General features: G+C 47.1%; 20 protein-coding genes. 1 reads left to right on the forward strand and 19 read right to left on the reverse strand.

What is annotated here, in order from left to right; translation table 11 throughout:
- Positions 1–179 precede the first annotated feature (179 nt).
- Positions 180–500 (forward strand): hypothetical protein, encoded by a 321-nt coding sequence (locus tag JG50_RS0113435; protein ID WP_033101636.1) that lies wholly within the window; start codon positions 180–182, stop codon positions 498–500.
- Positions 501–1,028: 528 nt separating this feature from the next.
- Here the strand turns inward: JG50_RS0113435 and JG50_RS20180 are convergent.
- The 19 genes from JG50_RS20180 to JG50_RS0113530 all read right to left on the reverse strand — a co-directional run bounded on the left by JG50_RS20180 (position 1,029) and on the right by JG50_RS0113530 (position 11,912).
- A complete protein-coding gene (locus JG50_RS20180; RefSeq protein ID WP_160173881.1) occupies positions 1,029–1,181 on the reverse strand; it encodes a hypothetical protein in 153 nt (50 codons plus the stop codon).
- A 73-nt stretch (positions 1,182–1,254) separates the two neighbouring features.
- Positions 1,255–2,298 (reverse strand): site-specific integrase, encoded by a 1,044-nt coding sequence (locus JG50_RS18935; protein ID WP_052154323.1) that lies wholly within the window; start codon positions 2,296–2,298, stop codon positions 1,255–1,257.
- 673 nt (positions 2,299–2,971) lie between these two features.
- Positions 2,972–3,409 (reverse strand): ArpU family phage packaging/lysis transcriptional regulator, encoded by a 438-nt coding sequence (locus tag JG50_RS18940; protein ID WP_052154324.1) that lies wholly within the window; start codon positions 3,407–3,409, stop codon positions 2,972–2,974.
- A 13-nt stretch (positions 3,410–3,422) separates the two neighbouring features.
- A complete protein-coding gene (locus JG50_RS18945; RefSeq protein ID WP_052154325.1) occupies positions 3,423–3,788 on the reverse strand; it encodes a RusA family crossover junction endodeoxyribonuclease in 366 nt (121 codons plus the stop codon).
- Positions 3,789–3,843: 55 nt separating this feature from the next.
- A complete protein-coding gene (dndC, locus tag JG50_RS0113460; protein WP_407701825.1) occupies positions 3,844–5,097 on the reverse strand; it encodes a DNA phosphorothioation system sulfurtransferase DndC in 1,254 nt (417 codons plus the stop codon).
- Entirely contained in the window at positions 5,072–5,293 is a 222-nt protein-coding gene (locus JG50_RS0113465; protein WP_033101639.1) for a hypothetical protein, read from the reverse strand. The genes dndC and JG50_RS0113465 overlap by 26 nt, the downstream gene beginning before the upstream one ends.
- A gap of 5 nt (positions 5,294–5,298) precedes the next feature.
- The gene (locus tag JG50_RS0113470) at positions 5,299–5,493 is read right to left on the reverse strand and encodes a hypothetical protein (protein ID WP_033101640.1); all 195 of its coding nucleotides are present in this window, start codon (positions 5,491–5,493) and stop codon (positions 5,299–5,301) included.
- Complete coding sequence (locus JG50_RS0113475; RefSeq protein ID WP_033101641.1) at positions 5,462–6,433, reverse strand: DNA cytosine methyltransferase; 972 nt, start codon at positions 6,431–6,433, stop codon at positions 5,462–5,464. The genes JG50_RS0113470 and JG50_RS0113475 overlap by 32 nt, the downstream gene beginning before the upstream one ends.
- A complete protein-coding gene (locus JG50_RS0113480) occupies positions 6,430–6,690 on the reverse strand; it encodes a hypothetical protein (RefSeq protein WP_033101642.1) in 261 nt (86 codons plus the stop codon). Before JG50_RS0113480 ends, JG50_RS0113475 begins: the two co-directional genes overlap by 4 nt.
- Positions 6,683–6,853, reverse strand: a complete 171-nt coding sequence (locus JG50_RS20185) for a hypothetical protein (protein ID WP_160173882.1) — start codon at positions 6,851–6,853, stop codon at positions 6,683–6,685. Before JG50_RS20185 ends, JG50_RS0113480 begins: the two co-directional genes overlap by 8 nt.
- Positions 6,850–7,125, reverse strand: a complete 276-nt coding sequence (locus tag JG50_RS0113485) for a hypothetical protein (RefSeq protein ID WP_033101643.1) — start codon at positions 7,123–7,125, stop codon at positions 6,850–6,852. The genes JG50_RS20185 and JG50_RS0113485 overlap by 4 nt, the downstream gene beginning before the upstream one ends.
- Before the next feature lies 1 nt (position 7,126).
- Positions 7,127–8,062 carry a primosomal protein DnaI gene (gene dnaI / locus JG50_RS0113490; protein WP_033101644.1) on the reverse strand — a complete coding sequence of 312 codons (936 nt, stop codon included), beginning with the start codon at positions 8,060–8,062 and terminating at the stop codon, positions 7,127–7,129.
- Positions 8,059–9,072: a replication protein gene (locus JG50_RS18950; RefSeq protein WP_052154326.1), complete on the reverse strand. Its 1,014-nt coding sequence runs from the start codon at positions 9,070–9,072 to the stop codon at positions 8,059–8,061. Before JG50_RS18950 ends, dnaI begins: the two co-directional genes overlap by 4 nt.
- Before the next feature lie 43 nt (positions 9,073–9,115).
- A complete protein-coding gene (locus tag JG50_RS0113500; protein ID WP_033101645.1) occupies positions 9,116–9,322 on the reverse strand; it encodes a hypothetical protein in 207 nt (68 codons plus the stop codon).
- A 254-nt stretch (positions 9,323–9,576) separates the two neighbouring features.
- A complete protein-coding gene (locus JG50_RS0113505; RefSeq protein ID WP_033101646.1) occupies positions 9,577–9,921 on the reverse strand; it encodes a hypothetical protein in 345 nt (114 codons plus the stop codon).
- A complete protein-coding gene (locus JG50_RS0113510; RefSeq protein ID WP_033101647.1) occupies positions 9,899–10,816 on the reverse strand; it encodes an AAA family ATPase in 918 nt (305 codons plus the stop codon). Before JG50_RS0113510 ends, JG50_RS0113505 begins: the two co-directional genes overlap by 23 nt.
- A gap of 22 nt (positions 10,817–10,838) precedes the next feature.
- Positions 10,839–11,036, reverse strand: a complete 198-nt coding sequence (locus JG50_RS0113515) for a hypothetical protein (protein WP_033101648.1) — start codon at positions 11,034–11,036, stop codon at positions 10,839–10,841.
- The gene (locus JG50_RS0113520) at positions 11,023–11,223 is read right to left on the reverse strand and encodes a hypothetical protein (RefSeq protein ID WP_033101649.1); all 201 of its coding nucleotides are present in this window, start codon (positions 11,221–11,223) and stop codon (positions 11,023–11,025) included. The genes JG50_RS0113515 and JG50_RS0113520 overlap by 14 nt, the downstream gene beginning before the upstream one ends.
- A gap of 323 nt (positions 11,224–11,546) precedes the next feature.
- A complete protein-coding gene (locus JG50_RS0113530; RefSeq protein ID WP_033101651.1) occupies positions 11,547–11,912 on the reverse strand; it encodes a DUF7667 family protein in 366 nt (121 codons plus the stop codon).
- Positions 11,913–12,112: the final 200 nt, after the last annotated feature.

Below are 12,112 nucleotides of genomic sequence, written 5' to 3' on the forward strand. Positions count from 1 at the left end.
GTCCCTTCTTTAAGCACACCTGGCACAGATGATTATCTCTGGCCAACACTGCGGCCCTGCATCGCTGCCATGCTCTGCTTTGGTAGAATGGTTTTGCGCTTTTCATCTCACCACCTCACAATAAATTGATCTAAAAAGTGACCGAACTTCGAATATATTCTTGGGAGGTGAAAATATCCATGGAACCTGGAATTTACTATCTAAGGTCTCTAACCGTTTTGATTAATAACGAAGAAACAAACATCTCATTTACAAACGGTTATATATCCGTTGCAGAGTCTCACAATGGTTTAAAGAGTTGGCATGTAAGCCTTAATGGTTTTAAAAGTTACCCTGATGTTTTTGATGATCTGTTTGAATCAGGCAACTACTTTGTACTTCGTGCCTTAACTGATGATGGACTTACATTAAGAGGAAAAGCATTTGTCAAAGAGTTAAATGTCGACCCCAATGGTTCAGAAACTTTATTAACTGGTACAGGACCACTTACCGAACTTTAGAGACCACCCCACTTCCGGGTGGTCTTTTCATTTACCCAAACTTAACGCTGATTGTTTTAATCTTTCTACCGCTTGGTTTCCAAGAGTAAAGATGTCGATTAACTCCGTAGGACGGATATAAACCATCATTCTCCCTGTTTACGTTTTGAAAATAACGGCGTGAATTTTTTCCATAGGATTGATACATTCAGTTCACCTCCATGAAAAACTGTAAAGACCCGCGCTCGAAGCAATTCTCTTTTCTGCTTGACTTTTGATAAGAATAGCGGAAAATAATCCGATTGCTGACAAAATAGCCAGCAAACCCAAGATAATCGACACATTGGCCACCTCCATAAAAAAGAAGCATAATTCCGCCCCTGCTTACGAATAAATAAGTATACCGACGTTCTCCTTCACAATGAAAGCTGCCCTATAATCGGGGCAGCTTTCTTTTTCATTCATAAAAACAGGGGTCTAGGAGCCTCTCTGAGCCGCGAAAATTTATTCCGAATACCCTAGGTACCCCTTGGTAAATATATTTTGGACTTAACCTTTCCCTCTTCTTACCTCTTCTTCATAACACTCTTTACAGCAAACTTTTAAATCATCATTCACTTCAGCTTCCCCAGGTGAAAGATCTTTCCCGCAAAAGTGGCACTTATTAAACGGATAACTTGGATGACCGAAATCCTCATTCATCGTATACCCTCCTCAATTTAAATAATTCGGAGGAGATTTGATTTTTGTTTCCACTCGAAGAGAGCATCCGCCCCTAATATAGCCCCTTTGTGGCGCTGTTCTTTTCGATGTCGATCATCTCCACATACCGTTTGGCCGTCTCGAAGCGTTTATGCCCGGTATGCTGCATGATCGTTACCATGTCCACCCCGTTCTCATATGCATATGTGATAAATCCGCGCCGCAAAGAATGGCCTGAAAAATGGTTTCTATCCAAGCCTGCCGCTTCTGCTCGATCTTTGAGTATCCGGGCGATCGATGCGGGATGAATCCGACCGCCAAGCCTTCCACCCTTTCCAATACTCCGAAATAGTGCGCCTTCCTTTATCCCCGCAGCCTTAATCCATCTTTCCACAAGCCGCACCGGGCAAGTAGTCTTCCGTTGCCCGTAGGCGATATGTTTCCAAGCTCCTTCCCCGGTCTGGTCCGTCTTGGATCGCGGAAGATAAAACAGAATACCGGAGTCCTTAAATATCAGATGTTCAACATCCGCCCCGGCCAACTCAGATCGCCGGAACGCCCCGGCAAACCCAAGGGAAATGATGGCCGCGTCCCTCAAGTCAATCAAATCATTTCCTTCGATCTCGGCCAAAATCATCCCAGCCACATCCAAAGTAACGGCCCGTTTGGGATTTGGCGCGGTTCCTAGTCTGCGCTGAATCCCTTTCACGGTGTCCGACACCTTTTTCCCAATCGTAGGGTTTGGAATAGGCTTCTTCGCTATCTCTGCAACATAGCCGAAAAAGTCCCGGATGGCCGACAGGTGACGCAATACAGAAGCAGCTTTCAGCGGCTTATATTTCTTCCCTTTTTTCGCTCTCTCCTCACTTGTGAGATAGGAAAGATAGTTGCATATCATTTCCTGACTAACTTGCTGGCAATGATCGGTATAGCGCAAGTCTAAGCCATGCTTTTCAATCATGTATTCGCTGAACAACTTAATACTGTGCCGATAGTTGGCTAATGTGTTTTCTGATTTACTGGCTTCCATATATTGCAAAGCCAGATCAGTCAGCGGGACTTCTTTCACTTCTGTAGAAATTTCCGCCCTGCCGACTAACATAATTTCATTTTCCATTTGCATGTCCCCCGAGGTGTTTATGTTCTATAATCTACATTATAGTACATAAAAATCAGGGGTTGCATCATTTTTTTGCTGAATGTTTTTATGCATCTGATTAGTATAAATTAAGCGGCTAACACTCCTCTAGAAAAAGCTTCCATGCTTTAATTTTTATAAGCCAAGGAAAGGAGTTGGACGATGGAGGGAGTTTCACTCTCCCTTTTTGATTTTTTCCTTGGCCTAAGTCAAGGAAGGAGGAGGCGGGACATTTGACAGAAGGGGATTGCCCCACACCCTTTCCTTGATTGGATTTTTTGTCCTCCTTCCCTGACTTAGATGCGGTTTGCAAAACAAATTTGTCTATGATATGTCCCCGGCTTTCCAAAATAAAAAAGAGGTCCCCGCTAAGACCTCTTTTGAAATATGCGCCCACGCTTACGGAAAGAAGAGAGAACAAACACACGTTCCGTGGATTACCAAGCACCAACAACATGCCGCCCGCTCCGATAAATGCAAGGGATCATGTTGATTAATTTCCCTGATACCATATTAGCACCGATTTCAGCGAAAAAACGGCCAAAAAGCGGCCAAATTCCGGCCAACAAAAAAAGAGCGGTTTCCCGCTCAAAGGTCTAGGGAAAGCAGCGTTCCCCCTTTCAATGATAATTAAGGAAATGAACGAACAGAACTAAATCAAACCTAATGACAGTGCTATTTTGTCAATTGCCCGCGCCTTGACCCGACGATAAGATCTTTCACTCATCCTCAACTGCATATAAGCCTGGGTAGGACATAATCCATCGAAGTAAGTTTTCACGATCACCTCCCGTTCATTTTCATTTAATATGTCCAAGGCCTTCTCAAGCCTTTGAACAAAAATTTCTTTCTCCCATGATTGGCGCTCCACTCGTTTGAGCGCATATCGTTCAGTGGATGATGAACCATGTCCACCACCGCTTACCCCTTCTTCTCCGTAGGTTGGGACACAGGACGGGAACAGATCGACCATTTCCCGGTCCTGAAGCGATTCTTTCAGTGGTAGGTAGTCCCTCAGAAATTGCTCCACCAGTTTTCTGTACATGGGCTTTTTCCATTTAACTTTTGGCGCTTCTTTAATTGCTCCCATCCTGATCCCTCCGTTAGCTTATTTGAGCTTCTGGCAATGGAATAAACTCCACTTCAACCTTCTGCTTACTTGAATGATTAACAATAAATCGATCAGCAGTAATTTTCCAAACCAATCGATCGTCTTCATAACAAATTCCATTTGCCCCATCAAGCACTGACTTAATTAAATTATCGATATCCATCCGTCGGCGACCGTACACATAAAAGCGAATTCGTGCTTCAACATAGCCACTTATCGGTTCCTTTGCTGCCAATTTCGCGAACCAGGCAACCTCCCTTTTATATGCAAGATACCTTTGTGCGTATTTATCCCATTTAGATCGTTGTGTCATTCTTACAGCGGGAATCGGCCGCCCTGGTACGGTGAATTTGATCATCGCTATCCCTCCCGCTTTTGTGCTATACTCTTAGTAGGTGAGGGCCCTTTCCGCGTCATGCGGAAGGGCTTTTTTCTTTTTGCCAGATTCTCCTGATCTCCTCTATCTCTTCCCCGCTGATCAACTCCACTTCCACCCCGTACTGATTGCAGATCCGCTCCTGTGTGGCGAGCAACTGGTTCAGCAGCTCTTGCCGTGTCTTCAGGGTGAACGGTCCCAGCCCCAGCGTCTTTTCCACCGGGAACAACTCGCCTTCTACGGGGACTTCTACGATTAGGTGGAGGTCTTCCACCGTCCTCAGGTCAATTCGGTTCCGTTCCAGCCACTCGTCCAGTTCACTATCTGAGATCCGGACTGCTTTGGTCTGGTCGATCCCCTCCAAGTTCGTTGTGAGGTATCGCCGACCATCCTTCCTTTGTTTTTGACGCTTTCGACGATCCTCTCGAATCTCCACCAGATGGTTCCGGAACTCAAGGAGAGGTTTGAGCCATTCCACACCATTGTTGATGAATCCACTCAACGCCTTGTCTTCGTTGACGACCGTGCAGGTCCAGCATCCGAACCGGCTGTTCCCACATGATACCTTTTTGCTATCAGCATCGATCACTAAGGGACACTCTCCATCTGAATCCTGATACAGTTGCAGCAGTTTCCGGTTGTCCTCCTCCCATTCAGCATTGTCCAGTAGGAATTCCCAGACATCATCTGTGCTCCAGTCCTTGATCGGAGCGAACGTGTAAGCATTGGGCAAGGTGCTGTGCTTCATCAAGTGGCTTCCCTCGATCTGATGGCTCCGGATCGACTCTGCCCGGGACTTTGATTCATCCACCCTGACCCCCAGAACCATGACCACCTCACCGTGCTCGGACACCTTGTCGAGGATGAACCGGTTCGCCGGCTTGATTTTCATTCTGTCTGTACACCAGCGAAACTTTTGGCGAGGAGTTGGATAGCCTTTGCCAATCAGTGACACCCAAAATGTGTCTTGCAGGGCCGGGCGAACTTTCTGGACTTTCACTGGGAGTCCGACTCGATCCGCCTCCGTCTGGATCCGGTTGAGCGCCGTGTCGATCTGCTGGATGATCAAGGGCGTCTCAACCAGCGTGTCGGAGCTGATGACGTACACCGGTTTCCGCCGTTGCTCCGGTTCCAGTTCACTCAGCGCCTGTAGCGTGAGTTGGACGACAACGCTGGAGTCTTTACCACCACTGAACCCTACAACCCACGGCCTTTTGTCAGCCAGATAAACTTCTTTGATTGTCTCTTTCGCTCGGACAACCTTTTTATTGTCCGCAAATATGCTGATCACTATTTTCATCTCCTTCAAAATGAATTTGAATCTCCCGCGTTTCCCCATCGGTCTTGAAATTGGTTACACGCCGGTCAAGTAAATCCGTTGAGATTTGACTAATTAGGCTCTGCAACGTCACTCTTATAGTCCGCCCATCTATTATGGCTCCTCCCGGGGTCGGGTTGGGCAGCTTAACCCGGATCACTTTTGCCATGCTGATCACTCCTCTTGTTGCATAATCCGACCACATCCGCAAACGATCACGATGGCCGGTATATTCATCACCACAGACTTGCCGCACTTGTCGCAACGGTAGACGGTTCCTTTCGGCTTTCTTATGGGCGCTTTCTTAGGCTCCTGTTTTTCCGGTATCGAGAACAAATCAATTTGTATGAATCCTGCTGGCAGGCTCATGTTTTTCTACCTCCATGATCGCTTTAAGTATCTGATAGGCGACTTGCGGTACTATTGCATTCCCTAACGCTTTTAGCCGATCTTTTCTGTTTTTGACTCCCTCTGCTACTCGCGGTGGTTCCCATTCATATTGCGCTTGCCCTAATCCTGCAGGCCATCGATGTTGGTCCAATTTGGTGGGTATCCCATCAGGCACTCGACCCAAGCCGGATTGAGGGAACCTTTCTGCCCTTCGCGGATCAGTGCCCCGGGTACTGAATCCCGTTCCTTCTGTGACGGCGGCAAGGTGGCGTTTTTCCCGTCCTGCGCTGTCGGTGTTGGCCAAAGTAACCCTGGCGCGTGTTTTGCTTGATCCGTTAGCGTCACCATGCTTTGGCCGGTTGCTAAGCATTTCTCGTACAGTTCCCGGCTCTTCGGCCCCCGGATGGCCTCGGAAGCTTGAGGTGTGCGCCACAACCCAGACTCTGTCTCTTCGATGCGGCGCTCCAACTGCTGAAGCTGGTATAATAAACGTCCGCGCTTCGTAACCTTCGTTTTCCAAGTCATCGATGACGAGATCGAGGGCCAGTTTGACAAAGCCATTAACGTTTTCAATAAGTACCCAAGGGGGTCGAAGCTCTTGGATGATTCGGTACATTTCAGGCCAGAGGTGGCGGTCATCGTTGATTCCTTGTTGTTTCCCGGCGACTGAGAAGGGTTGACAAGGTACCCCACCGCAAACAAGTCCAATTGTTCGATCGCCATTTATCACACCGTCCCTTTCTAGTTGCTCTTTGGTAATCGTCCGCACATCGTTGTAAATCGGAACGCCAGGGAAGTTCTTTCTCAGCACTTTCTGACAGAATGACTCAATCTCGCAAAACGCTGCTGTCTCCATTCCTGCCCAATGAGCGGCGAGGCTAAATCCTCCAATCCCGCTGAACAAATCAAGAACTCTCATGATGCATCTCCTCTCTCAAACTGCGGGATCACTTTGTTTTTTCTTCTAAACGGGATCACCTTCGCCATGTTTTGTGCCTCAGTTTCGCGTTGTTCCTGGATTCGCTTGATGTACTCTCGCCGCTCTCGGGCACGTTGTTTTGCCCGTTCCCGAGCTTCCTGTGCTTTCCGATCCTTTTCTCGGGCAATTTCCTGTTCAACCTCTTCTAGATATTCGGGCAACAACTCCAGCTGCTCCCCGATTCGTGGATCAATCATTGTTGCCGACCTCCGTTACCGCAATAATTAAGTCGTCGTCTTCATTGATTCCAAGCTCCGCTACGATCTCATCCGCCTTCTTTTCGCAATCATAAATATCTCCCGTTATCGTATCGATTGGTTTCGGATTTTGAGGCAAGAAGAATTCGTATTGATACTTCATGCTCGCTTCCTCCTTCCCCACAGCCCGTTTGGCCGATCCGGCAAATTCCCTTTCTCCCATTGATCCATGATGTAGACGACTACCTCACCCAACGGACGACCCAGCGCTCTGGCTATATCTTCAACAGCTAAGCCATCCTCCCACGCTTTCAATAGCTCTTGGAAGTCCCTCGGGTGTTTCCAGCCAAAGTCCCAGTCAATGCAAGCAATATAATTTGGTTCATCGACCGGCGGCCGGCCCCGGCGATTCCGTTTTTTCGTTTGTGCACTCATCTTAGATCGCTCCCTCCCGCCGATTTTTGCCGCTAACTCGAATCGGCTTGGTGTAATGTTTAATGCGCTCCATGATCCGGACGGCTTTGATTCTCTCCTCGCCACCTTTGTTTGTAAACGCCAGGTGGTTCTCCAATTCGTTTAAGGTGAGATTTGACGTATAGATTGTTGGCAGCTCTTCACCCATCCTGTATTGGAGAATGGCCCCAATGATCTCATCCCTCATCCAAGGATTGAGGTTTTCTGCTCCGATATCGTCCAAAATCAACACTTTCGCCTGTTTCACCGAATCAACCAGCTCATTGATTTTCTGCTTGCGGATGGAATCATAAACCGATTGAACAAAGTCCGGCACATACACCATGAACGAGTCAACACCAAGCCCCGTCAGGTAGTTTGCCATCGCCCCGGCAATGTGGCTTTTGCCTACGCCGTAAGGTCCGTATAGATAAAGCCCATGCTTCGGGAATACCCCACTCTCAAACCGCTCGCAGTATTCGATTGCCTGGCTGATGGCTTCCGTCCGGTCCGGATCTAAATCGATTGTGTCAAAAGTGGCAGCCAAGATACTCTTTGGAATCATGTGACTTTTCATTAGCGCCTGCCGCTTCTTCATCTGTTCGTACGCTTCCAGACGGTGACACTTCTTCATTTGCAGATCGATATTGGTTTCGTATCCAACCAAAACGGAATGATGGCCGGTGATGATATTCGGGCAGGACTCCAACCCTTGGCACCTGACGCAGTTACCTTGCTCCCGTACATATTGACTGAGCTTTGACAATGATCTCTTATAGGCTTCCAACGGGATTTCTGGATGTTCTTTCATAAACGATCTAATCAAGGTGTGGTCCATCAGCTCTCTCACTCGTTCATCTGGTGATTTGACCTGTCTGCCAGCTAGGATTTTACGAATTTCGGTTCGTGCGTGATTCATTTTTCTCCCACCTTCGGCACTTTCTTATTGAGTTGTTTGATTTTTTCTTTTAAAGCCTTCACTCTTGCCTCAGCCTCTTCTGGCGACAATTGGTTTTGTTGTTGCTGAAACTCGGGACGTAATACCATCGGTAATTCATCAGTATCAGTCCGGCGATTGAGCGGAACGACTTTCTTTTTCTGTTGCACTTTCATCCTTTTTTCTCTTTCTGTCCTCATCACTTTCAAACAGTAATTGAAGGAATTTATATTTTCAGATTGCGAGAAAGCCAGGGTAATACCTTGGAACATTTCATCGCGTGTGAATTTTTCCTCGTGTATCGCTTTCTTGATTAAGTCTCGATCTTTGGGGCTTACAGGGAAACCATACTTCCCTCTTTTTGATTGGTAATAGTCCTCTATTTCGTTTTCCAACTTCTGTTCGTCTGTCAGCTCTTCTTCAAATGGATCAGGTAGTGGTTCGTCAGCAGAGTTATTATTATTACTTTCTTTAATTTTCTTTAATATATCTTTCGGATCGTCGTAAGCCTTGTGGCTGTAGGGATGAGAGGCCATGTCGGTTACCGTTTCAGTAACTACCGAGTTACTGTTTTGGTAACTATCTGGTTCCTGTTTTGATAACTCGCTCTCATCAGTAGTTACTGTTTTGGTAACTGATTTAGCATCCAGATTTCGTTTGATCAGATCTTTGAATTTCTCGGGATTAAAGCAGCTGACCAAACTGACCCGCCACTGATCGTAATTCTTGTTTATCTGAATCCGATCCCCATCAATAAATAACACCTTTGATTGGGCCAAATAGGTAAGTTCTTTCTTCACATGACCTTTCCGAACACCAACCAACTCAAATTCCGATGGCTTGATGAGAGCGTCTTTTTTTCCGCATCCATAACTTAGTCTAAGAACCAAATCTAAAATATTCCGTTGCCTCTTACTAAAATCGGTGGTCATAATTGCTTCGTACAGTTCATTACTGAGCCGTGTAAATTTGTCCGGTTGTGGATTTGCCACACTCACACCCTCCCCCGTATCGGGGGGCGGACAATGCCGCCCTTTATTTGTTCAATCTCTTCCACTCGTCCGGGAACACATATCGATGATTCTGAACGTGCACTACTGTCAGATCCAGTTCGTCTGTCACGATGATTTCGGGGAAAAAATGCCGTTGCAGGCTGGTATAGCGCAAAATCTCATCTACATCTGCCAGATGAACTGCCGGCATAGTTCCGAACTCAGGATGCTTGCAGTACGCTTTGAACATCGTTATCCCTCCAAGAGGCAGACGAGCCGCCCGTTTAGTTTAGAGCCGTTCCACATTACATTTGCCGCTATGTTCTACGTGCATCATCATTACTTTGTCTAGGTGTTTCCAGAAACATCGTTTTCCGCAAAACTTCCGATTTTCATCAAGCTGATGTTTGGGCTTCTGATTCAACTCCTTGCCACAATTCCGGCAGGTTCCATGTTTCATCGTGATCCCCCCAGGAGAGGGTAGCCGGAGCCACCCCGGTTTGTTTATCTCCAACGCTTCCGCGCAATTTCTAGGCACTTCTGACAGTCCACTTTGACCCGCTTGCTCTTGTCGGCGTCGATATCGATCACGTTCAACCGTTCATGCGCCGAAGGGTTTGTGATCCGTGCTTTGCAGAGGAACTCGCCCCGCTTACGTTTGAACCGTCCTTCGTTGATATCTTCCAGCAGGAGAACATGTTGAGCGCGATTAATCTTCATCAACCGGCTGGAGGAGGAGATCCGTTCAGCTACTCGCCACCGAGCCGGAATCTTGAGCGACTTGTTGAACACCAGAGCCGCTGCCCGGATCGCTTCGACTGTTTGCTCAAGCGGTCTCACGTTTGCCATCAGCCCCTCCTCCTGCGATCCACTTCAGCACCTCTTGTCCCTGCTTCTCGGTAAGGCTGTATATGTCTTTAGCTGCGTATGTTTGTTTCAAATGGACCGTTAACTCTTGGGGAGCTTTACCGCTCTTGAGCCATTTGTCTTTGATTTTTTCAAGAGTCTCTACAGTGATCTCCGCTTCTGCAGTGGCTGCTTCTTCCTCTGTCATCAGCCGGCTTACCGTTCCAACTTTATTTACAGCCCCCAGAAAGCTCTCAAACGAGATATCTTTCACCTTCTGGCCTTTCTTGTATGTCATGGTCCGGTCTTTCTCAATCACGCCGTATCGATTGCCATTTTTGTCAACCTCTAACTTGATGATGACGTCCGGCTGGTATTCGGTTTTCTTATCGGCATCGATCCGAGAGCCGACTTTCTTCATGTTCTCGCCTTCACCTTCGTAGATGTCTTTGAGCCATCCAGTGATCACCACATGACAAGGTAGGTTACAAAGGCGGCTGATCAGCGAATTATATTTATTCTTCACGATGCCCCAGTCTCTGAATGTGAGCGCTGCGTCATCGGGATTTTTCTTGTTCCTTCTGGCCCGGTTCTCTGCGTTCATTTGCGCTGCATCTTTCAGTACCTGATAGATGTTGGTGATTGGATCGACAATCAAAACATCATATTGGCCGGGGTTTTGTTCAATGTAGTCAAGCGCTTGGCGGACTTCGCTATACAACCGCGTTTTCAAAACATCAAATTCGAAGCGCTCACCATAGAAATCCGTTCCGTTCTCTGTATCAATGACTGCCTTACGTCCAGGGGCCATCAGGCCAAACCACGTTTTTCCGGTTCCCGGTTCACCGTACACTGCAATCTTCAGGGATTTCTTTACCTTTTTGGCCGGTTGAAACATTTTCATCCGCTCCTTTTGAAGATCATTGCCTGATCAGCTCATCCGCATAAACGACGCCGATCTTATCCGTCCAGTAGGCTTGACGGCCTTCCCAAGGGAATATATCGAGAACGGTAAACTTAAGTCCCTTTTGAATCTCCACTTCGTCACCGACTTGGACTTCCCGGCGTTCCTGGGGATCCGTTTCACGCCAGGTGAGTTTGGCTTTATACTTGGCCATCTACTTCACCCACTTCACGACTTTTTCGAAACTCATTGAACAGAAATTCCAGCTGCTCAATTTCCAACATCAAACGAGCAACCTCCGGATCATTGGAGACTTTTTCTTGTGTGTTCTCATCCCCGATATAGGTAACGCCATTGATGACAAACCATTCTTTGCCTTTATCGTCTTTAATGCCGGTCATCTGCGTCACTTCATTCCATTTCTCGCAGATTTGTCGGTAAAGGTCCTTCGCTTCTTTGTCTTCATAAAAGTAGATCGAATGAACCTTATCGCCGGGAATAAAGACTTGCCGATATCGGCATTTGAAATGAAGAAGTTAGGAAAAGTTTCTTCCTGGTCCCGATCCAGAGAGAGTGAGTAAAGATTTTGTGCCTCGTTTCCGTTGACTTGAAAAGGAAGTTCGAGATTAACCAGGTAGACCTCGGCTTTTTTCACATAAAACATGAGCGTCATCCTTTCGGGAAAAATGGGGCCGGGATTCAGCCTCCCAGCCAGGCTGAAAGATCAGTGAACCACTCCGTCTCCGTTCAACCAGTCGATCTTCGCGCAGATTTCGTGCTGGTAATCTGTGTCGCCGGTTTGATAGACGATAAAAGAAAGGTGTTCAAGCCAGCTCAATTCACAACAGAGTGAAAGATTTTGTTGCATCGCTTTTCGCCATAGCATCCGTTCAACCGGACACAACCGTCCGACCGCTTTGTAGCGCTCCCAAAGATAAGCCAGCGTATACTCGTATGCGTAATGCTTTTTTTTGCAAGTCAGATTGGCGTTCAAGGAATCGCACCAATCTCTTGTTTCCGATTCGGTAAAATCTTGGCCGGATTGGGTTTTGTGGTAAAGTTCGGCCAATCTTTTCAGATAAGGCTTCATTTTAGCCCCTCCTCACCGCTCCAAGTGTGTGTTACACTTAGAGAAGATCCAAGTTATTTTTGAGTTGGAAAGCTCGCTTCTCTGCCCAGAAGCGGGCTTTTCGTTTTCATTGATCCACTGCAACAATCCTGGCAACGTCAAATATCCGCAAAATTTCCCGCATTTGTAGATCCGGTATTTCAAAACCCCACGGTCATTGA

The organism is Thermoactinomyces daqus, from assembly GCF_000763315.1.
GTDB lineage: Bacteria > Bacillota > Bacilli > Thermoactinomycetales > Thermoactinomycetaceae > Thermoactinomyces_A > Thermoactinomyces_A daqus.